The sequence below is a fragment of the Streptomyces sp. MK7 genome, assembly GCF_032658145.1.
GTDB lineage: Bacteria > Actinomycetota > Actinomycetes > Streptomycetales > Streptomycetaceae > Streptomyces > Streptomyces spiralis.
On sequence record NZ_JAVACL010000029.1, the window covers coordinates 1 to 19,811 of the forward strand.

18 protein-coding genes and 2 pseudogenes are annotated in these 19,811 nt (G+C 71.5%); 11 read left to right on the top strand and 9 right to left on the bottom strand.

The genetic code is table 11. The annotated features are described in order from the left end of the window. Positions 1 to 79 precede the first annotated feature (79 nt). Positions 80 to 964 carry a phosphogluconate dehydrogenase (NAD(+)-dependent, decarboxylating) gene (gene gnd / locus R2S09_RS26850; protein WP_316743857.1) on the top strand — a complete coding sequence of 295 codons (885 nt, stop codon included), beginning with the start codon at positions 80 to 82 and terminating at the stop codon, positions 962 to 964. Further along, positions 960 to 1,399 (top strand): annotated as a pseudogene (locus R2S09_RS26855) (histidine phosphatase family protein); the annotation flags it as partial. The gene gnd and the pseudogene R2S09_RS26855, both read left to right, overlap by 5 nt. Positions 1,400 to 1,560: 161 nt before the next feature. On the opposite strand, the gene R2S09_RS26860 reads toward R2S09_RS26855, so the two are convergent. The 3 genes from R2S09_RS26860 to R2S09_RS26870 are packed head-to-tail and all read right to left on the bottom strand — an operon-like array spanning position 1,561 to position 4,627. Further along, positions 1,561 to 2,556, bottom strand: a complete 996-nt coding sequence (locus R2S09_RS26860) for a TAXI family TRAP transporter solute-binding subunit (protein WP_316743719.1) — start codon at positions 2,554 to 2,556, stop codon at positions 1,561 to 1,563. Then, positions 2,553 to 3,956, bottom strand: coding sequence for a HAMP domain-containing sensor histidine kinase (locus R2S09_RS26865; RefSeq protein ID WP_316743721.1), 1,404 nt, complete (start codon positions 3,954 to 3,956; stop codon positions 2,553 to 2,555). The genes R2S09_RS26860 and R2S09_RS26865 overlap by 4 nt, the downstream gene beginning before the upstream one ends. Positions 3,957 to 3,967: 11 nt before the next feature. Then, positions 3,968 to 4,627, bottom strand: a complete 660-nt coding sequence (locus R2S09_RS26870) for a response regulator transcription factor (RefSeq protein WP_316743723.1) — start codon at positions 4,625 to 4,627, stop codon at positions 3,968 to 3,970. Between the two features lie 372 nt (positions 4,628 to 4,999). Between R2S09_RS26870 and R2S09_RS26875 the strand changes: the two are divergent. The 3 genes and pseudogenes from R2S09_RS26875 (at position 5,000) to R2S09_RS26885 (ending at position 8,577) form a co-directional block, all read left to right on the top strand. Further along, positions 5,000 to 6,026, top strand: a pseudogene (locus tag R2S09_RS26875) (amidohydrolase family protein). Between the two features lie 103 nt (positions 6,027 to 6,129). Further along, on the top strand, positions 6,130 to 7,059 hold the full coding sequence (locus R2S09_RS26880) for an amidohydrolase family protein (RefSeq protein ID WP_316743724.1): 930 nt from the start codon (positions 6,130 to 6,132) through the stop codon (positions 7,057 to 7,059). Between the two features lie 141 nt (positions 7,060 to 7,200). Then, entirely contained in the window at positions 7,201 to 8,577 is a 1,377-nt protein-coding gene (locus R2S09_RS26885) for an MFS transporter (protein WP_316743725.1), read from the top strand. 95 nt (positions 8,578 to 8,672) lie between these two features. Here the strand turns inward: R2S09_RS26885 and R2S09_RS26890 are convergent, their stop codons facing one another. Further along, positions 8,673 to 9,260 carry a TetR/AcrR family transcriptional regulator gene (locus tag R2S09_RS26890; protein WP_316743727.1) on the bottom strand — a complete coding sequence of 196 codons (588 nt, stop codon included), beginning with the start codon at positions 9,258 to 9,260 and terminating at the stop codon, positions 8,673 to 8,675. A 388-nt stretch (positions 9,261 to 9,648) separates the two neighbouring features. Here R2S09_RS26890 and R2S09_RS26895 point away from each other — a divergent pair, with 388 nt between their 5' ends. Beyond that, positions 9,649 to 10,014, top strand: a complete 366-nt coding sequence (locus tag R2S09_RS26895; RefSeq protein ID WP_316743728.1) for a hypothetical protein — start codon at positions 9,649 to 9,651, stop codon at positions 10,012 to 10,014. Positions 10,015 to 10,167: 153 nt separating this feature from the next. Beyond that, entirely contained in the window at positions 10,168 to 11,382 is a 1,215-nt protein-coding gene (locus R2S09_RS26900; protein WP_316743731.1) for an FAD-dependent monooxygenase, read from the top strand. Positions 11,383 to 11,414: 32 nt separating this feature from the next. Here R2S09_RS26900 and R2S09_RS26905 read toward each other — a convergent pair whose 3' ends face one another. Both R2S09_RS26905 and R2S09_RS26910 read right to left on the bottom strand, forming a co-directional pair. Continuing rightward, entirely contained in the window at positions 11,415 to 13,205 is a 1,791-nt protein-coding gene (locus R2S09_RS26905; protein ID WP_316743733.1) for a TIM barrel protein, read from the bottom strand. Between the two features lie 49 nt (positions 13,206 to 13,254). After that, on the bottom strand, positions 13,255 to 14,187 hold the full coding sequence (locus R2S09_RS26910) for a shikimate dehydrogenase (RefSeq protein WP_316743735.1): 933 nt from the start codon (positions 14,185 to 14,187) through the stop codon (positions 13,255 to 13,257). Positions 14,188 to 14,370: 183 nt separating this feature from the next. Here R2S09_RS26910 and R2S09_RS26915 point away from each other — a divergent pair, with 183 nt between their 5' ends. Together R2S09_RS26915 and R2S09_RS26920 are read left to right on the top strand one after the other, a co-directional pair. Continuing rightward, positions 14,371 to 15,036 carry a TetR family transcriptional regulator gene (locus tag R2S09_RS26915; protein ID WP_316743738.1) on the top strand — a complete coding sequence of 222 codons (666 nt, stop codon included), beginning with the start codon at positions 14,371 to 14,373 and terminating at the stop codon, positions 15,034 to 15,036. A gap of 161 nt (positions 15,037 to 15,197) precedes the next feature. Continuing rightward, on the top strand, positions 15,198 to 16,556 hold the full coding sequence (locus R2S09_RS26920) for an MFS transporter (RefSeq protein ID WP_316743740.1): 1,359 nt from the start codon (positions 15,198 to 15,200) through the stop codon (positions 16,554 to 16,556). A gap of 44 nt (positions 16,557 to 16,600) precedes the next feature. Here R2S09_RS26920 and R2S09_RS26925 read toward each other — a convergent pair whose 3' ends face one another. Beyond that, positions 16,601 to 16,942, bottom strand: coding sequence for a VOC family protein (locus R2S09_RS26925; protein ID WP_316743741.1), 342 nt, complete (start codon positions 16,940 to 16,942; stop codon positions 16,601 to 16,603). Beyond that, positions 16,939 to 17,547: a TetR/AcrR family transcriptional regulator gene (locus R2S09_RS26930; RefSeq protein WP_316743743.1), complete on the bottom strand. Its 609-nt coding sequence runs from the start codon at positions 17,545 to 17,547 to the stop codon at positions 16,939 to 16,941. The genes R2S09_RS26925 and R2S09_RS26930 overlap by 4 nt, the downstream gene beginning before the upstream one ends. A gap of 109 nt (positions 17,548 to 17,656) precedes the next feature. On the opposite strand from R2S09_RS26930, the gene R2S09_RS26935 reads away from it, so the two are divergent. After that, positions 17,657 to 18,529, top strand: a complete 873-nt coding sequence (locus tag R2S09_RS26935) for an NAD(P)-dependent oxidoreductase (RefSeq protein WP_316743745.1) — start codon at positions 17,657 to 17,659, stop codon at positions 18,527 to 18,529. Between the two features lie 30 nt (positions 18,530 to 18,559). Here R2S09_RS26935 and R2S09_RS26940 read toward each other — a convergent pair whose 3' ends face one another. Then, positions 18,560 to 19,021, bottom strand: a complete 462-nt coding sequence (locus R2S09_RS26940; RefSeq protein ID WP_316743747.1) for a PPOX class F420-dependent oxidoreductase — start codon at positions 19,019 to 19,021, stop codon at positions 18,560 to 18,562. 123 nt (positions 19,022 to 19,144) lie between these two features. Between R2S09_RS26940 and R2S09_RS26945 the strand changes: the two genes are divergently transcribed. Continuing rightward, positions 19,145 to 19,780, top strand: a complete 636-nt coding sequence (locus R2S09_RS26945) for a TetR/AcrR family transcriptional regulator (protein ID WP_316743749.1) — start codon at positions 19,145 to 19,147, stop codon at positions 19,778 to 19,780. The last annotated feature ends 31 nt before the right edge of the window (positions 19,781 to 19,811 follow it).

Sequence of the window (19,811 nt, forward strand, 5' to 3'; positions counted from 1 at the left end):
CGTGCCCGGTCTCGACACCTCCACCGCCGCCCTCGTGGCCGCGTACCGCACACTCAGGAAGTGAACTGACATGGCATCGATGCAGTTGGGCCTGATCGGCCTGGGCAAGATGGGCGGCAACATGCGCGAGCGCCTGCGCAACGCCGGCCACACCGTGGTCGGCTACGACCGCAACCCCGAAGTGTCCGACGTCCCCAGCATGGTGGACCTCGTCGACCAGCTCCCCCAGCCTCGCATGGTCTGGGTGATGGTCCCCGCCGGCGGCGCCACCCAGCACGTCATCGACCAGCTGGCGACCCTGCTCAAGCCCGGCGACCTCGTCGTGGACGGCGGCAACTCCCGCTGGACGGACGACGTCAAGCACGCCAAGCAGCTGCACGCGCGAGGCATCGGCTTCGTCGACGCGGGCGTCTCCGGCGGTGTGTGGGGCCTGGAGAACGGCTACGCGCTCATGGTGGGCGGCGACAAGGAGCACGTCGACCAGCTCAAGCCGATCTTCGACGCGCTCAAGCCCGAGGGCCCGTACGGGTACGTCCACGCGGGCAAGGTGGGTGCCGGGCACTTCGCGAAGATGGTCCACAACGGCATCGAGTACGCGATGATGCAGGCCTACGCCGAGGGCTGGGAGCTCCTGGAGAAGGTCGACTCCGTGGACAACGTCCGCGAGGTCTTCCGCTCCTGGCAGCAGGGCACCGTCATCCGCTCCTGGCTGCTGGACCTCGCCGTCGACGCCCTCGACGACGACCAGCACCTGGAGAAGCTGCGCGGCTACGCGGAGGACTCCGGCGAGGGCCGGTGGACCGTCGAGGCCGCCATCGACAACGCCGTGCCGCTGCCCGCGATCACCGCCTCCCTCTTCGCCCGGTTCTCCTCCCGCCAGGAGGACTCCCCGCAGATGAAGATGGTCGCGGCCCTGCGCAACCAGTTCGGCGGCCACGCCGTGGAGGTGGCGAAGAAGGACTGATGCGCTCGGCCGCGCGGTGCGCACGGCCGAACTGGCGGGCCTGACCGGGGCGGTACCGGAAGCGGACCTGCACGAGTGGGACTACGGCGGCTACGCGGGCGTGACCACGGCCGACATCCACCGCACCCGGCCCGGCTGGGATCTGTGGACCGACAGGGTGCCGCCGGACGACGACGGCCGACCCGGCGAGTCACCACAGGAGGTCGGTCGGCGGGCGGACCGGGTGCTCGCCCGGCTCGACGTCACGCTCGCGCAGGACGCCCGTGACCTCGTCCTGGTGGCGCGCACGCCCACTTCCTGCGGGTGCTGATGGCCCGCCGGCTGGGTCTGCCGCCCACGGACGGGCGGCTGTTCCAGCTCGCGACGGGCACGCTCAGCCGGCTGTCGACGGAGCACGACCGGCCGGTGATCGCCGAGTGGAACACCCGGCCCTGACCGCCGCTGCCCCGGCCCTGACCGCCTTGAGGCGGCCCGGGCCGGGGCATTGCCACCTCGCTCGCGAGGTACTGGAAGGCCTCGCACAACAATTCGTCTTCACCGGTGGAACCGTCGTGTCCGTCCTCGTGGAACCCGGCGACGGCGGACGGGACGGCCGCTCACCCGTGCAGTGAGCGGTAGGCCGACACCGCCCCCGGGTGGAGCGCGATGCTGCCCGTGCCGATCAGACTGCGGACGTCGAGGAACTGTGCTCCGACGGCGTTGTCGGGGACGAGGTCGGTGGCGCGGAGGACCAGCAGGCGTGTGAGGGCGCCGGCCACGGCGGGATCCAGGTCCGGGCGGCACACCAGGAGGTTCGACACTCCGATGGTGGTGACGCCGCCCGACTCCCGGTAGGCGCTCTGCGGGAAGGTCACCTGCTCCAGGCCCGCGTCGGCAAGGGAGCCGTCGCCACCGCCGAGCCGGGGCAGCAGGCCCGCCAGTGGCAGGAACCGCAGACCAAGGTCCGTGTCGAGATTCGAGAGCGTGGGCAGCGGTACCCCACCCGCTACGAGCAGGCCGTCAATGGTTCCGGCCCGCACGGCGTCCGCCGCGGCGGCCAGCCGAAGGTGCCGTACGGAGACGTCCTTGCCCGTGGAGAGACCCGCCGCGTCCAGCAGCCGTTCGCCCAGGACGGCCGCTCCTGATCCGAAGGCTCCGAGCGAGACGCTGTGCCCGGCCAGGTCGGTCACCGATTCCACGGAGGAGTCCGCGCGGACGGCGAGCTGGAGGTAGGTCTCGTAGACCCTGCCGATCGCGCGCAGCGGCACCGGACGCGGAAAGAGGCCGGTGCCCTGTGCGGCCCGTGCGGTGTCGGTCAGGACGAGCGCGAGGTCGGCCTCACCGTCGCGCAGCAGCTCGATGTTGGTGACGCTGCCCGCGGTGGTGTGAATGCGGCAGCTCAGTCCGGGGTGGGCACGTTCGAGCTCGTCGGCGACGCGGCGCCCGAAGGCCGCGTAGAACGCCGTCGGCTCACCGGTCGCCAGGCGCAGGGCGCCGCTCAGCTCAGGGTTCTGCCGCGAGGCGTCGCTCAGGAGCGCGCCGCCGAGTGCGGCGACGGCCGCCGAGCCGGTCGCGGCCCGCAGGACGGTACGGCGATCGACGGGACGGCTCACGACGCACCCCCGCAGGTCGGCACACCCGGCAGGAGAGCCCGGGCCCGCAGCCCGTGCGGCCGGACGGGGGACAGTTCCAGGCGGCCTCCGCGGCCCGCCAGCAGCTGTTCGGCGATGGCCAGGCCCAGACCCGTGCCCGTCGTACCCCCTGGGCGGGCCGCACGCCAGAATCTCGTCGTCGCCTGGGAGATCTCCTCCTGTGTCAGGCCGGGACCGTCGTCCGCCACCGTGAGGACCACGTGATCGCCCTCCGCGGTACAGCTGAGGACGATCGTGGCGTCCGGCCCCGCGTACTTGATGGCGTTGTCCAGGAGAATGTCCGTGACCTGGGCGAGTTCCCCCTGCGTACAGGCAGCCGTCAGGGGCCCTGCGGCCTCGGTGGTCAGGTGGACTCCGGCGCGCCGGGCGACGGGTTCCCACCGCCGGTACTGGGTCCGGGCGGTCTCGGCCGCGTCGCAGTAGGCGTCCGCGCCGTCGCTCACCGCCAGTTCCCCGGCTCGGTGTTCGGCGGTGGCAAGGGCCAGCATGTCGTCCAGCAAGGTCTCCAGGCGGTCGAGTTCGGTGGTGACGCCGGCGTACGTGCGGTCGGCGGACGCCGGCAGATGGGAACGCAGGGCGTCGACGCGGAGCCGGAGCGCTGCCATGGGGTTGCGCATCTGGTGGGAGGTGTCGGCGACGAGCCGGCGCTGCTGCTCCAGAGCCGCGGTGACGATGCCGGCCATGCGGTTGAAGCCGATGGCCAGCTGGCGCAGTTCCGGGGGACCGCCGGCGCTGGTCTGCTCGTGCGGTAGTCCCGCGGCGAGCCGGCCGACGGCGCGGTCGAGGCGGCGCAGCGGGCTGACCACCCAGCGGGTGGCGGCACGGGCGAGGGCCGTGCAGGCGACGGCGACGAGGGCCGTGCCGGCCAGGACCACGGCCCAGCGCCGGGTGATGTCGTCGGCCGCGGTCCCCACCGAGGCGCGCAGCACGACGGCACCGGTGACCTGCGTGCCGGTGCCCGCGGGTTCGGCGAACATCCGGTTCCCGCGTGACCAGGGACGGAGCGTGCCCTTGGGGTGCGCCGTCTGGTTGCGCAAGGCCGCGTCGACCAGCCGGGAGACGGCGGGGTCGGCGGCGAGCATGCCACCGGTCTGGACGACGGCGCCGCGGCGTGCGTCGGTGACGACGAGGGCTTCGCCGTACAGCTGGGTGTAACGGTGTGCCTCGGCTTTGAGCCCGGAGGTGTCCCCGGTCGCGGCCGCCTGGTTCATGAGGGACGCGAAGCGGTCGAGGTCGGCGCTGCGGGCGAGTACCAGCTGCTGGGTGCGGTCCGAGGCGGTGAACAGCAGCAGAGGCACGGCGAAGGCGGCCACCGCGAGGGTTCCGAACACCAGCAGCACGGCCTGGACCCGGGTACGCACGCGCCGGCTCCTCAGTCCCCGAAGCGGTAGCCGAAGCCGCGGATGGTGGTGAGCAGCTCCGGGCGTCGCAGCTTGGCGCGCAGCTGCGTGAGGTGGACGTCCAGGGAGCGGGACACGGCGTGGTGGGCGTGGCCCCACACCTCGTCCAGGACCTGCTCGCGGCTGACGGCTGTGCCCGTCCGCGCGGCCAGCACAGCGAGGATGTCGAACTCCTTCGTGGTCAGCTCGACCTCCACCCCGTCCACCCGGACGCGGCGCGCACTGAGATCGACCTCGACGTCTCCGACACAGACCGTGCGTACCGCCGCGGCAGCGCGCGCCGGGGACCGTCGGGTGACGGCCTCGATACGGGCCAGCAGTTCGGTGAGACGGACGGGCTTGACCACGTAGTCATCGGCCCCGAGGCGCAGTCCGCGCACCACGGACCGCTCGTCGCCGCGGGCGGTGAGCACCACCACGGGCAGGTGGCTGACCGCTCGCAGTTCGCGCAGCACGTCCAGGCCGTCGGCATCGGGCAGGCCCAGGTCGAGCAGCAGCAGATCGGCGCTGCGGTGGTAGGTCAGGACGTCCTTGCCGTGCCGGACCCTCCGGGTGTCGTGGTCATGGTCGTACAGGACCTCCACCAGCGCGGCGGCGACCCCGTCGTCGTCCTCGGCCAGCAGTATCTGCATCCCGCACACCTCCCTTCAGCGGCGTCCGCCCTTTCGGCTCTCGGCGGCGTCGGTCTTGGACACGGCCTCTGCGGGGTTTCCGCCCGAAGACGGTCGTCGGCGTAGCCACGGACGGACGCCCAGGTCCCGTGCGGCCGCACGCCGCGGCCCCTGGGCAGGCATACGAACCGGCTCCGACCGGCGCACGCCACGGCCCCAACTTAGACCACGACCGGGGGCGGGTTCTGTGTGCCGGGACACACAGGCGCAGGTCAGCGAGGACCGGGAATGTTAAGGGGACGTTAGTTCCGTGTCCGGTCCTCTCGTGCCGCCGTACCCGGCGGCACGAGGCTGCAGCGGTCGACGACGACGCCGGACGACGGGAAACACTCAATGATCATCGATGTCCACGGTCACTACACGACCGCGCCGCCGGCCCTGGCGGCGTGGCGCGACCGGCAGATCGCAGGGCTCACCGACCCCGCCGCCGCGCCCGCCCGCGCGGACCTGCGGATCAGCGACGAAGAGCTGCGTGAGACCATCGAGCAGAACCAGTTGCGGCTGATGGACGAACGCGGAATCGGCCTGACGGTCATCTCGCCCCGCGCCTCCTTCCTGGCGCACCACATCGCGGACTTCCGGACATCGTCCGAGTGGGCGGCCATCTGCAATGAACTCTGCTACCGCATCAGCCAGTTGTTCCCGGAGCGCTTCGCGCCCGCCGCGATGCTCCCGCAGTCGCCCCGGCGTCGACCCGGCCACCTGCATCCCCGAACTCACGCGCTGTGTGGAGGAGTACGGCGCCGTCGCGCTGAACCTCAACCCCGACCCCTCCGGCGGCCACTGGACCGCCCCGCCCCTCACGGACCGCTCGTGGTACCCGCTCTGCGAGAAGATGGTCGAATACGACATCCCGGCGATGATCCACGTCAGTACCAGCGTCAACCCGGCCTTCCACACGACCGGCGCTCACTATCTCAACGCCGACACCACGGCGTTCATGCAGCTCGTACAGGGTGACCTGTTCGCGGACTTCCCCACACTGCGCCTGGTCATCCCGCACGGTGGCGGTGCGGTGCCGTACCACTGGGGCCGGTTCCGGGGGCTGGCGATGGCTCTCGGCAAGCCGCCGCTGGAGGAGCACGTCCTGGGCAACGTCTTCTTCGACACCTGCGTCTACCACCAGCCCGGCTCCGACCTGCTCTTCGAGGTGGTCCCCACCAGGAACATTCTCTTCGCCTCGGAGATGATCGGCGCCGTCCGCGGCGTCGACCCGGGCACCGACGGCCACTTCGACGACACCGGTCGCTACGCCGAGGCGGCCAAGCTGCCGACGGAGGACCTGGCCGCCATCCAGGAGCACAACGTACGGGCCGTGTACCCGCGCCTGGACGCGCTGCTGCAGCGGCAGGGCCGCTGACCCGCGGCGCCAACCGCCCCCCCCGGCGCCCTTCGCGCTTTTCTGCATCCCCCTTTGTCCATCCCGTCCGTCCGCCTGCCGGCGGACGCCCCCTGGAGAACGCATGACCGACCGGACCCCCCTCTCTCCCAAGACTCCCGGCTGGCTGGACTGGTACCAGAACCCCTCCAGGCCCACCTTCCGGCTGCCGCCGGGCGCCGTCGACGCGCACTGTCATGTCTTCGGTCCCCAGGCCGACTTCGCCTTCGCGCCGGAGCGCAGGTACACGCCTTGCGACGCCGGCAAGGAGGAGCTGTTCGCGCTCCGCGACCACCTGGGCGTCGCCCGCAACGTCATCGTGCAGGCAACCTGCCACGGCGCGGACAACTCCGCGATGGTGGACGCCGTACGGGCGTCCGAAGGCAGAGCGCGCGGCATCGCGACCGTACGGCCGGACGTCGGCGAGAGCGAGCTGCGGGAACTGGACGCCGCCGGTGTACGCGGGGTGCGGTTCAACTTCGTGCGGCGTCTCGTCGACGCCTCACCCCAGGACGACCTGCGCCTGATCGCGAAGAAGATCGCCCCGCTGGGCTGGCACATCGTCCTCTACTTCGAGAGCGCCGACCTGCCGGACCTGGAGGACTTCTTCACCTCGCTGCCCACCGCGCTGGTGGTGGACCACATGGGTCGGCCGGACGTGACACGGCCGGTGGACGGGCCGGAGTTCAGCCGTTTCCTGCGCTTCGTCGAGAACAACGACGTCTGGGTGAAGGTCACCTGCCCCGAGCGCCTCAGCGTGACCGGGCCCGCCGCCCTGGACGGCGAACGGCGCCCTTACACGGACGTCGTGCCCTTCGGCCGCCGCATCGTGGACGAGTTCCCGAACCGAGTGCTGTGGGGCACGGACTGGCCCCACCCCAACCTCACGGACCACATGCCCGACGACGGGCTCCTGGTCGATTACCTGCCACAGGTGGCGGTCACGGCCGAACAGCGGCACAAGCTGCTCGTCGACAACCCGATGCACCTGTACTGGCCCGGCGAAGCGGCCTGACCCCCCTTTCCGCGACCACCGCCTCGAGGCTCCGGTCCCCGGGCCGCCCGGCCACGGCCGCGATCGGGCCCCGCTCCGACCGCCTCCCCCCTGCGACCGCTACACCACTCCGACCGCTTCGACTGTGACAAGGGCGTCCCCATGCACCACTCCGCGGCACCGCACTCCAATGCGCTGAACCGGCTGAACAGACTGCCGATCTCCCGGTTCCACAAGGTCACCCTGCTGGCCGTGTCCTTCGCCTACTTCTTCGAGTTCGCGGACATCAACACCTTCGCGACGACCGCCCCCAAGCTGATCCACCTGTGGGGTGTGACGATCGACCAGATCGCCTACGTCACCTCGCTGTCGTTCGTCGGCATGTTCATCGGGTCGGTCGTCGCCGGTGCCATCGCCGACCGGTGGGGCCGCAAACGGGCGTTGCTCCTGACCACACTGTGGTTCGGCGCGTTCTCGTTCGCGTCGGTGTTCTCCTGGGACATCGTCTCCCTGGGCGTGTTCCGCGTCCTGACGTCGGCGGGACTGGCCGCGATGACCGTCGTCGCGGTCATCTACGTCAATGAGATGTATCCGGCCGCCGTGCGCGGCAAGTTCCAGGCGTACGCCATCGTCATCGGCATCGTCGGCACCCCGGCCACCAACCTCGTCGCCAGCGGTGTGGTGCCGCTGAGCGACTGGTCGTGGCGGCTGATCTACCTGTGGGGAGCACTCGGCGTTCTGCTCGTGCTGTTCACCAAGCGGCTGAAGGAATCGCCTCGTTGGTACGAGAGCCGTGGGCAGTATGCCGAGGCGGACGAGGTCCTGCAGGAGATCGAGGCGGCCGTCGCCGCGGAGAAGGGCCCGCTGCCCGAGCCGCTGCCGCCCGTGCAGGAGGCGCCGGCGACGCGCGCCCCGCTGCGGCTGCTGCTGCAGAAGAAGTACCTGTTCCCGACGCTGCTGCTCACGGTGGTGTGGGTGACGCAGACGATCGGCTTCTTCGGCTACTCGAGCTGGGCGCCCACCCTGCTCGCCAAGGAGGGCTTCAGCGTCGAGAAGTCGGTCTTCTACGTGGCGCTCACGACGGTCGGTGCGCCGCTGGGCTCCTACCTGGCGTCACTGGTCACCGACCGCTTCGAGCGCAAGTGGTGCCTGGCCGCTTTCGGCACGGTCATCGCGCTGTGCGGTCTGCTGTACGGGCTCACGTTCAACCCGGTGCTGATCATCGTCTTCGGCTTCCTGGTGAACCTGTTCGAGCGCGGCTACACGGCACTCGGTTACGCCTATTCCCCCGAGCTGTTCGACACGCGGAGCCGCTCGCTGGGCACCGGCATCTCCTACGGCCTCGGCCGGCTGTCGAACGCCGCGGGCCCGCTGATCGTCGCTGCCATCTACCAGAGCAGTGGCTACCGGAGCGTCTTCTATTTCATCGCCGGAACCTGGCTGGTCGGCGCGATCGTCCTGGCCGTGTTCGGCCGTCGCACCCGTCAGAGCCGCGTGGTCGTCCAGCAAGAGCAGCACGAGGCCGTGGGAACACCGTGACCCCGATCCCATCGTCGTCGCCAGCCGGATGGAGCAGATCGAGCAGGCACTCGCCGCACGCCCCTCGGCAGGGACCGTCCCCGCGGGGGCGACTTCTACGCGGGGCCGACCTCCCCGCTCGGCGGTCCCTTCCGGTCCGCGGCGGCGAGTTCACGGGAGACCGGTAGACGGCCGTGCAGGATGAGGCTGACGAGCTGGTCGACCACCGCCTCGTCCGGCGCGACGCGGTTCACCGCGGCCAGGTACACGACCGTTCCGGAGTAGATGTCGACCATCAGTGACGTATCGGTGTCCGGCGGCAGCCGGCCTGCGAGGCGGGCCCGCTCCAGCAGGTTCACGACAGAGGCGCGGCGGGGTTCGATGAGCTCGGCGAAGGCACCGGTGCCGGTGGGATCCTCGATCACGTCGGCGAGAAGCGCCGGAAGGATCAGGCACGTGGGCATGGCGGAGACGAGGTCGACGACGAGACGGACGGCGGTGCGCAGGTCGGCTTCCAGATCGCCGGTCTCGTGGAGCGGAGGCAGGGGCACCTCCCCACTGAGGGCCTCGATCACGAGTGCGGCCTTGTTGGGCCACCACCGGTAGATGGTGGCCTTGCTGACTCCGGCCCGCCGGGCGATGCCTTCGAAGGCGAGCCGCTGGTATCCGACCTCGCCGAGGAGGTCTTTCGTGGCTCTGAGCACGGCCCTGTGAGGCTCCTGGCGGCGCCGCCGCGAGTCATGACTGATGCGGTCGGGCTCGTCGCACTCGGGAATCAAGGGGTTCGGACGGCCGTCCTGCGACCTGGGAGCGTCCACGGCATGCCTCCCTGTGTGAGCCTCTGACACCCCCGTTGACTTTGCCCACGGAACGAGTCAATGTTGACGAAACGGGGCGTTTCGTACCGTAAAGCCTCGCCTTGTACTCAATAGTAGATCCGCAAGCCCGCCCGGAAAGCACTGTGGCGTCGTTCGGCACCTCCGGGCGGGTGGGTCACCGCGCGCCGGACCCGCGCGCAGGATCTGACGCGTGCGGGCGTTCCCCTTGAGCGCCCGAGCTTCCTGTTTCGACCCCCGGAAGGGGGCGCTTGAAATGCGCGCGACCAAGAGCAAGATGCGGCGCATAGCCGCTGTGGTGTGCACGGCTCCCATCTTCGCCATCGCGGCCGGAGCCGGCGCTGCCAGCGCGGCCGCTCTCCCCTCGTCGACCCATGTCGCTTCGGCTCCCTCCTACCGGGGAGATCGCTGTGACGGCTGGGGCTGGGGCTGGGGGGACGACTGCTACTACGGCTACTACGGCGACGGCTGGGGCTGGGGCCACGGCTACGGCGGTGACCACGGCTACGGCGGCGACCACGGCTACGGCGGCGACCACGGCGGCTACGGTGGCGACCACGGCTACGGTGGTGACCACGGCGGCTACGGTGGCGGTGATCACGGCGGCGGGCATGGTTACTGACCCTCCAGCGCAGTGAGCCCCGATCAACGTGCGGCAGTTGTGTGAGTGCTGTGTCCGGATGCCCGGCCGACTCGGGCATCCGGACCGGTCCGGAGCGGCAGGTGTCCCGTTCGACCGGTCGCCGGGCGGTGTTCGGCGATGAGGATCGTGTGTGTGGGAGCGGGGCCTGCCGGGCTGTACTTCGCGATCTCGGCCAAGTTGCGCGATGCCGGGCACGAGATCAGGGTGTACGACCGCGACCCGCCCGCGGCCACCTACGGCTGGGGCGTCGTGTACTGGGACGACCTGCTGGACGTCCTCTATCGCAACGACCCGGAAAGCGCCCGGGAAGTCACCGCCAGGTCCGTGCTGTGGCAGGACCAGGAGGTGCGGGTGCACGGTTCCGGCGGCGAACAGACGGCGTACTTCGGGGGTTACGGATACAGCATCAGCCGATCCGCATTGCTCGAAGTCCTGGCCCGGCGTGCCGCCCAACTCGGAGTCGATGTCCGGTACGGCCAACGTGTCGCCGATGCCTCGACGCTTCCCGAGGCCGACCTTCTCGTCGCCGCCGACGGCGCGAACAGCCGGATCCGTGGACAGAGCGCCGCGTTCGGAACGCGCATCGAGGTCGGTCTCAACCCTTACACCTGGCTCGGCACGGACCAGGCGTTCCGCAGTTTCGTGTTCGACTTCGAGCGGACGCCGGCCGGATGGATCTGGTTTCACGCCTATCCGTCGGTCGCGGGAATCAGCACCTGCATCGTCGAATGCTCACCGCAGACCTGGCACGGTCTGGGACTCGACGTACCGGCCCACGGCCAGGGAATGCGACTGCTGGAGGACATCTTCCGACGCGCACTCGACGGCCACCGCCTGATCAGCCGATCACGGGATGCGTCGCCGTATTGGCAGCGCTTCGCACACGTGACCAACAAGACCTGGTACGAGGGCACGACGGTACTCGTCGGCGACGCCGCCCACACCACCCACTTCACGCTGGGCTCGGGCACCAGACTGGCGATCATCGACGCGATCGTCCTCGCACACAGCCTGCAGCAATACCTCGATGTGGAGGACGCGCTGCGGGAGTACGACCACCACCGCCGCGCGGAGCTCCATCCGGTGCAGGCGGCCGCGCGTACCAGCATGGCGTGGTTCGAGCACCTGGACCAGTACGCCGACCGCGATGCCGTGGCCTTCGCGCACGCCATGTCCGTACGCCACGGTGGTCAGAACCCCTGGCATCATCAACTCCACCTTGCCAGCCAGATCGCTGCCGTTCGCACGACACGGCGCGCCTTCGCCACCGGCCGGCGCTGGTACCTCGCCCGCCGGCGCGGCGAAGGGAGGGACAACCAGCCACGTCGGTCCGGCCCGGACGGGTAGGCCACCACCGGCTCCCGCGCGGCGGCGGTCCGTCAGCGTGCTGGGCGCCGGGCGTGCTGGGCCGCCAGCCGTACGGGCGCGTTCGGGGCGCCGTACCCCCGGTAGCCGGGGTCCCGCTGGACGAGTTCGAAGAAGACCCGGCCGACGGTCTCGGTGTAGCAGTGCCGGAAGGCGCCGCCCGCGTCGCGGTCGTAGAGGATGCCGAGGCCGCGGTAGGTCTCCAGTTCCTCGTCGGCCAGCTCGAACCGTGCCGCCAGGTCGTCGTAGTAGTTCGCGGGCACGGGCAGCAGCCGGCCGCCGGCCTGCCGGAAGCGGCGAGCGGCGGCGACCACGTCGTCCGTGGCCAGCGCGAGGTGCTGGGCGTGGACAGTGTCGTCGGAGGGTGCGGCGCCGACCCCGAGGGCAATACGGACACTGCCGTCGGGGTTGGTGACGGCGCGGCTGCGCAGCAGCCCGTAGGGGTCGGCGACGTCGACACTCTCCTGGGCGTCCAGCCCGAGGACGCTGCGGTGGAAGAGGGCCGCCTCGTCGAACTGGTGCCAGGGCTGGGTGAGGGCGAGGTGGTCGATGCGCTCCGCTCCCGGGGCGGCGGGCGCGGCGGCGGTGTCCTCGAAGTCGGCCCGCCAGCTGGGCAGGTCCGGCCGGTCGGTGGCGCAGAAGAACAGTTCGGTGCCGTCGGGGGCCGCCACCGCGTCGAGCGGTGCGTCCTCGGGGGCGCGGCGGCGCGGCAGCACGGGGGCCAGCAGGGCCTCGGCGCGCCGGGCGGCGGCGGCCGGGTCGGGTGACTCCAGGCCGATCGCGGCGAGCTGGGTGCCGTCCCGGCGTACGGCCCCGGCGGTGTTGACGAGGATCCTGGCCTCGCCCCGCTGCCACAGGTCCACGGGCTTGGCGCGGTGGCGCGCAGTGCGGGCGAAGCCCAGCGCGCCCAGCACGGCCTCGACCGGCTCGGTGTCCGGGGTGACCAGTTCGGCGAAGGCGATGCCGGTGGGGACGACGGGCGCGGGAAGGTCCACCGCGCCGACGGCCTCCTGGAGGACGAGCAGCGAGCGGTGCGCGTCGACGGCCGTGGGGCCGGCCTCGGCCTGCCGGAAGACGTCGTTGAAGACCTCCAGGGAGAGCGGGCCGCCGTAGCCGGTGCGCAGCACGTGCCGCAGGAGCCCGGCGATGTCGAAGCCGCCCTGCCCGGGGAAGCAGCGGTGGTGGCGGCTCCACTGGAGCACGTCCATCGCCAGCCGTGGGGCGTCGGCGAGCTGCAGGAAGAAGATCTTCTCGCCGGGGATGTCCTCGATGCCCTTGGGGTCCGAGCCCCGCGAGAGGATGTGGAAGCTGTCCAGGCAGGTGCCGAGCGCCGGGTGACCGGCCGTCTCGACGATGTGCCAGGCGTGGTCGTAGGTGCTGACGTGCCGGCCCCAGGCGAGCGCCTCGTAGGCGACCCGGATCCCGAAGTCCTGGGCGAGGTCGGCGAGCCGGCTCAGCTGCTCGGCGGCCAGGGCGTCGTCGTCCAGGGCCGACGGGGAGACGCTGGAGCAGACGAGCACGGTGTCCGCGCCCAGCCGGCGCATCAGCTCGAACTTGTGCCGGGCCCGGCGCAGGTTGCGCGCGAACTCGGCCGGGGGCACCGCCTCGATGTCCCGCATCGGCTGGTACAGCTCGATGGTGAGGCCGAGGTCGGCGCAGCGGGCGCGGATCTCCTCGGGGGTACGGGGGCCGGCGAGCAGATCGTTCTCGAAGATCTCCACCCCGTCGAAACCCGCCCGGGAGGCGGCCGTGAGCTTCTCGGTGAGCGAACCGCTCAGCGAGACGGTGGCGATGGACGTACGCACCTGGGTACCTCTTTCTCCTGCTCTCCGGCTCCTCTGTTCCTGGCGCTTCCTACTGCCGCGCCGCGATCGCGTCGCCGACGGCGTCGGCGTCGGCGTCGGCCGCATCGGCGTCGGCGGCATCGGCCGTGCCGGCGATGTGGGCGATGTCGGCGAGCATCCGGGCGCTGTCGGGTTCCCGCCCGGTGAACAGGCGGAACGCGTCCGCGGCCTGGAACGCGGCCATGCCGCCGCCGTCGAGCGTGGGGCAGCCGGCCGCGCGGGCGGTGCGCAGCAACTCGGTCTCGAGCGGGCGGTAGACGACCTCGGCGACCCACAGGCCGGGGTGCAGCAGGCCGGCGGGGAGGGGCATCCCGGGGTGGGCGGCCATGCCGGTGGGGGTCGCGTGGACGAGACCGTCGGCCAGGGCCGACAGGTCCGCCAGCGCCTCCGGGGCCGCGGCGGCCGCCCGGCCGGCACCGAAGTGGGCGTCGAGGGAGTCGGCCAGGGCGGCGGCCCGCTCGGGGAGCGCGTCGACGACGGTGACCCGCTCGGCCCCCAGCGTCAGCAGGGCGTGCGCGACGGCGGCTCCCGCACCGCCCGCGCCGAGCTGCACCACGCGCTCCAGCGGGGCGTCGGGCAGGCCGCGCGCGAAGGACGCGGCGAAGCCGGTGACGTCCGTGTTGTGGCCGATGGCCCGGCCGCCCTCGAAGACCACGGTGTTGACCGCGCCGAGCGCGGCGGCCTGCGGGGCGAGGTCGTCCAGGTGCTCGAGGACGAGCTGCTTGCAGGGGTGGGTGATGTTGAGCCCGTCGAAGCCCACGTCGCGCGCGGAGCGCAGCAGGTCGCCCACAGCCTCGGGCGGCAGCCCGAGGGCGTCGATGTCGATGAGCCGGTAGACCAGGCGCAGCCCCTGCCGGTCCGCCTCCCGCTCGTGCAGTGCCGGACTGAACGACGGGCCGATGCCGGAACCGATCAGTCCGACGAGATACGACTCCTTGGCCACCGGGGAACCTCCTGAGCGGGCGAGCGCCGATGCCGAATCATCGAGCCCACCAATGTACGAACCAGTACGTTAGCTATATCAGCCACAGAGGCCCCGGGGAAGACCCCTCCTGGGCCGCGTGCCCCTGCTTCTACAATCACGAGCCAGAGCACAGGCCCCGCACCCCGCTTCCGAAGGAACGTGATGACGAGCGTCGACGAACCGGCACGAACAGGCGGGCGCACCCGTGACGCCGCCCGCACCCGGGCCGAGATCCTCGACGTGGCCACGCAGGAGTTCGCCCGGGCCGGCTACGACGGCGCCCGGGTGGACGAGATCGCCGCCCTGACCCGCACCACGAAGCGGATGATCTACTACTACTTCGGCGGCAAGGAGCAACTGTTCACGGCCGTTCTGGAGCGGGCGTACGGGGTGATCCGCGAGGCCGAGCAGCGACTGGACGTGGAGCATCTGGACCCGGTCGCGGCCATCCGGCGACTGGCCGAACTGACCTTCGACCACCACGAGCGGCACCCGGACTTCATCCGCCTGGTGAGCATCGAGAACATCCACGGGGCGGAGCACATCGCCGCCTCGGAGAAGCTCGGGAAGATCGGCTCCCCGGCCCTGGACGTGATCCGCCGGATCCTGGCGGCCGGGCAGGAGTCGGGCCTGTTCACGGCCGACGTGGACGCCGTCGACCTGCACGCGATGATCAGCTCGTTCTGCTTCTTCCGGGTCGCCAACCGGTCCACCTTCGGCGCCCTGTTCGGCCGCGACCTGGTCGATCCGGCCCGGCGCGAGCACTACCGCACCATGCTCGGCGACATGGTGATCGCCTACCTCACGGCGGAGCGCGCCGCGGACTGAGTCCGCACCCCACCCCTTGACACGGCGGAAACACGAGCGCAACATCCCACCCACCGCTACTAACTACCCAGTGGGTTAATTAGCCGGGATCCGGCCCCTCTCCCGCACTCTCGCTTTCCGCTCACTCCGCCTAGGGTGGAGTCCCCCCGAAGGAGCCCGCCGTGTCCGTCCCCGCCCCGCCCCACGACCCTGCCGCTCCGCCCGGTCAGCCGGGAAAGGCCGCCGCGGCCGCCTGGATCGGCAGTGCCCTCGAGTACTACGACTTCTTCATCTACGGCAGCGCCGCGGCGCTGATCTTCCCGAAGGTCTTCTTCGACTCCTCCGACCCGGCCACCGCGACCCTGCTGTCGCTGGCCACCTTCGGCGTCGCGTACGCGGCCCGCCCGGTCGGCGCGCTGTTCCTCGGCCACTTCGGCGACCGGCTGGGCCGCAAGAAGATCATGGTCTTCACGCTGCTGCTGATGGGCCTGTCGACGTTCCTGATCGGCTGTCTGCCCACCCGCGCCGAGGTGGGCGGCGTGGCCCCGGTCCTGCTGGTGCTGTGCCGGGTGCTGCAAGGGGTGTCCGCGGCGGGCGAGCAGGCCAGTGCCAGTTCGATGAGTCTGGAGCACGCGCCCGACGGCCGGCGCGGCTTCTTCACCAGCTTCACGCTCAGCGGCACCCAGGGCGGACAGCTGATCGCCACGCTGGTGTTCCTCCCGGTCGCCGCGCTGCCCGAGCACCAGTTGCTCTCCTGGGGCTGGCGCGTGCCGTTCTGGGCGAGCGTCGTGGTCGCCGTCGTCGGCTACGTCATCCGGCGCAGGCTGGCCGAGACGCCGGCGTTCGCGCAGCAGGCGGCCCGCGAGGGGGTCGCGAAACTTCCGCTGGCGGTGCTGATGCGCGAGCACTGGGCGGATGTGCTGCGGGTGGTCGCGGGCGCCCTCATCGCCTCGGTGAGCACCATCTTCACGGTGTGGTCGCTGGCGTACGCGACCAGCGACGCGGTCGGCATGTCCCGCTCGTCGATGCTGTGGGTCGGCGCGCTCGCCAACCTGGTCGCGCTGGCCGCCATCCCGCTGTGGGCCACGCTGTCGGACCGGATCGGCCGGCGCCCGGTGTACCTGATCGGGGCGGCGGGCAGCGCGGTGGCGATGTTCCTGTACCTGTGGGCGATCTCCACGGGCTCCTACCCGCTGACGCTGGTCCTCGGGATCGTCGCCTTCGGTGTGGTCTACAGCGCCGCCAACGGCGTGTGGCCGGCCTTCTACGGCGAGATGTTCTCCACCCGGGTGCGCCTGTCGGGCATGGCGGTCGGCACCCAGATCGGTTTCGCGGTGGCCGGGTTCGCGGTCACCTTCGCCGCCGAGATCGCGGGCCCCGGCGGCACCGACTGGTCTGCGGTGGCCCTGTTCACGGCGGCTCTGTGCGTCCCTCCGGTGATCGCCGCCCTCTCGGCCCGCGAGACCCACCGGATTCCCACGGCGCGCCTCGGCGAGCGCGGGCTCCGGCGTGAGTCACGGCCGGAGACGGTCTCGGCCTGACCCGCACCGCACCACAACGAACAGTCCGGCACCCACGGCCCGTTTCAGGGCCGTGGGTGCCGGGGCTCGTACAGGGCGAGTTCGCCGCCGCCGGGCAGCCGCAGGGCCGTCACCCGGCCCCACCGCGCTTCCTGGACCGGGCGGGTGAACTGGACACCCTTCGCGGTGAGTTCCGCGGTCGTCGCGTCGAGGTCGTCGCACATCAGCATCAGCTCGTGCGCCGGCTCGTCCTCGGTCGGGTGGCAGGCGACCTCGGCGGGCGGCGCCGCGAAGATCAGCCAGCCGTGCCCGGCGTCGACGTACGACCAGCCCAGTACGTCCCGGAGGAAGGCCCGGTCGGCCTCCGCGTCCCGGGTGTGGATCACCAGATGTGCCCCAGTGATCATGCTTCACCTCTCCTGTCGTCGGGCAGCACGGCCGCGTCGAGAAGCGGACCCAGCTCTCGGGCCACGGTGGTCAGCGGGCGTACGTCGCCCTCGGCGCGGGCCATGATGATCGCACCCTCCAGGGAGCTGATCATGAGCGTGGCCAGCGGCTCCGCCCGTTCGGCCGGTACGCCCAGCTCCGTCAGAGCCTCGGCGACGGGGCCGCGCCAGGTCGTGAACGCGGCGGCGGCGGCCTCCCGGGTCGCGTCGGAGGCGGCACAGTCGACGGTGGCCGCGGCGACCGGACAGCCGCCCAGGACGCCGGCCGTCTCGTACTCGTCGGTCCACTGCCGCACCATCGCGGCGAACAGTGCGCTCGGCGTCGGCTCGGCGAGGTCCGCCATGAAACGGGCGACGCGCCCGCCGGCGTACCGGCCCGCCCAGGCCACGGCCTCGCCGACCAGTTGTTCCTTGCCACCCGGGAAGTAGTGCTGCAGCGATCCGCGCGGCGCGTTCGCGTGCTCGGCGACGTCCCGCATGCCGGTCGCGCCCACGCCGTCGTGCCGGATCAGCTGGGCCGCGCTGAAGACCATCCGCTCCCGCGGCCCGCGCTGGACCCCCGCCATCGTCGACCTCCTCCACCAGGATTTCCGCCCTCCAGCCTATGACGTGCGTCATAGGCGCGGCTACTATGACCGCTGTCATGGAAAGGTCTCGACCCCAGGGCGGTGTCTCGTGAACGTCGGCTTCATCGGTCTCGGCGTGATGGGCACGCCCATGGCGCTCCGGCTGGTCCGCTCCGGCACTCCCCTGGTCGTGTGGAACCGCACGGCCGCCCGCACGGCCCCCCTGCGCGCGGCCGGCGCGGAGGTGGCCTCGGACCCCGGCGAGCTCTTCGCCCGCGCGGACGTGGTGTTCCTGATGCTGGCGGACGACCTCGCGATCGACGCCACCCTCGGCCGCGGCGGCCCGGACTTCGCCGCGCTGGTCGCCGGCAGGACGGTCGTCCACATGGGCACGACCTCGCCCGAGTACTCACGCGCGCTGGAGGCGGACGTCCGGGCGGCGGGCGGCAGCTACGTCGAGGCGCCCGTCTCCGGTTCCCGCGTCCCGGCGGAGAACGGCGAGCTGGTCGCGATGCTGGCCGGGGACGAGCCGGCCGTGCGCCGCGTACGACCCTTGCTCGCCCCCTTGTGCGCCGAGACGTTCGTGTGCGGCCCGGCGCCCAGCGCACTGCTGATGAAGCTGTCGGTGAACCTGTTCCTGATCACGCTGGTGACCGGATTCACCGAGGCGTTCCACTTCGCCGAACGGCAGGGACTGGACCGCCGGCTGTTCCTCGACGTGCTGGACGCCGGCCCGATGGCCAGCCCGGTCTCGCGGATGAAGGCACCCAAGCTGCTGACCGGGGACTTCTCCGTGCAGGCGGCGGCACTCGACGTGCTGAAGAACAACCGGCTGATCGTCGAGGCCGCCCGCAAGGCCGGCATCGCCTCCCCGCTGCTCGACGTGTGCCACGCCCTGTTCGAGGAGACGGTCTCGCTCGGACACGGCGACGAGGACATGGTGGCGGTCCTCCGGGCGATCCGGGCACGGACGCAGGCATAGGGCCGCCCGGTCAGCCGTCGTCGGCACCCTTCAGCCGTCGTTGGCACCCTTCGGGATGCCGTACGCCCGCTCCACCTTCAGCCGCAGCACCAGCCGCCGGTCTCGGACCATGGTCTCGCGGTAGTCGTCCCAGTCGGGATGCTCGCCCAGCACGTCCCGGTACAGGCGGATCAGCTCCTCCACGGTGTCGTCGTGCGGGTCCCTGGCCACCGGCGACAGCTCGGCGGTGCCCTCGGCGACCGTGTACGCCCGCCGGTCCGGACCGGTGACGTGGTAGGAGGCACGCGGGTCGCGGCGCAGGTTGCGGGTCTTGGCGCGGTCGTCGGTGATCGAGACGCGGATGACGCGCTCGTCCGGGTCGTAGGCGTGGCTGACGTTCGACAGCTGGGGGCGGCCGTCGCGCTTGAGGGTGACCAGCACCCCGCCGTGGCCCTCGGCGAGCAGGGCGAGCAGCGCGTCCGGCACGGGGTCGTGCGTCGTGTCCTGAGTCATACGTTCCTCAACTCTCGCGGAAGAGCTTCCCATTCCCGGTGTCACCCTCCCGGAGTCACCCCGGAGGCGCGATGCGGGCCCGTATGAGCAGACACTGTCTACGCCCGCTGGTAGACAGTGTTTATGAGCGACCACGGGAACAACGAGCACGAAGACGACAAGCACGGCGCCGACGGGCACGAGAACCGACCGAAGGGGCTGCGGGAGCGCCTGGTCGACGCCGGGGTGGAGCTCGTGGCCGCGGAGGGCTCCCAGGCCCTGACCCTGCGGGAGATCGCCCGCCGGGCGGGCGTCTCGCACGGGGCGCCGCGCCGCTGGTTCCCCACCCACCTGGAGCTGCTCTCCGCCATCGCGCGCCGCGGCTTCGGCGAGCTGGCCGAACGGGCCGCGGCGGCGATCGGCGACGGCGGGGAGAGCCCGCGCGCCCAGCTGACCGCACTGGCCGGGGTCTACCTGGAGTTCGCGCTGGGCAACCGCGGCATGTACGAGCTGATGTTCCGCCATGACCTGCTGGAGAGCGGGCATCTGGGACTGCGGGACACCAGCCTGCCGCTCTTCGGCGTGCTGGTCGACCTGGTCGGCCGGGCCCGCCCGGGCGCCGACGCCCGTACGGTCGCCGCCTCCCTGTGGGCCAACCTGCACGGCATCGCCCAGCTGTGGTGCTGGGGCAGTCTCCAACTCGCCACCGACGCCGACGACTTCACGCCGCTGCTGCGTACCGCCCTGGACGCGCACCTCGGCCCGGAGAGCGGCCGGTGAACCAACGGCGGGCGGCGGCACTCGCCTGATG

Coding starts and splice junctions, on each gene's coding strand:
- R2S09_RS26940 (WP_316743747.1), bottom strand. CDS start 19,021: ATGACTCAGGACACGACGCACGACCCCGTGCCGGACGCGCTGCTCGCC.
- R2S09_RS26915 (WP_316743738.1), top strand. CDS start 14,371: ATGACGAGCGTCGACGAACCGGCACGAACAGGCGGGCGCACCCGTGAC.
- R2S09_RS26895 (WP_316743728.1), top strand. CDS start 9,649: ATGCGCGCGACCAAGAGCAAGATGCGGCGCATAGCCGCTGTGGTGTGC.
- R2S09_RS26885 (WP_316743725.1), top strand. CDS start 7,201: ATGCACCACTCCGCGGCACCGCACTCCAATGCGCTGAACCGGCTGAAC.
- R2S09_RS26880 (WP_316743724.1), top strand. CDS start 6,130: ATGACCGACCGGACCCCCCTCTCTCCCAAGACTCCCGGCTGGCTGGAC.
- R2S09_RS26945 (WP_316743749.1), top strand. CDS start 19,145: ATGAGCGACCACGGGAACAACGAGCACGAAGACGACAAGCACGGCGCC.
- R2S09_RS26930 (WP_316743743.1), bottom strand. CDS start 17,547: ATGGCGGGGGTCCAGCGCGGGCCGCGGGAGCGGATGGTCTTCAGCGCG.
- gnd (WP_316743857.1), top strand. CDS start 80: ATGCAGTTGGGCCTGATCGGCCTGGGCAAGATGGGCGGCAACATGCGC.
- R2S09_RS26870 (WP_316743723.1), bottom strand. CDS start 4,627: ATGCAGATACTGCTGGCCGAGGACGACGACGGGGTCGCCGCCGCGCTG.
- R2S09_RS26925 (WP_316743741.1), bottom strand. CDS start 16,942: ATGATCACTGGGGCACATCTGGTGATCCACACCCGGGACGCGGAGGCC.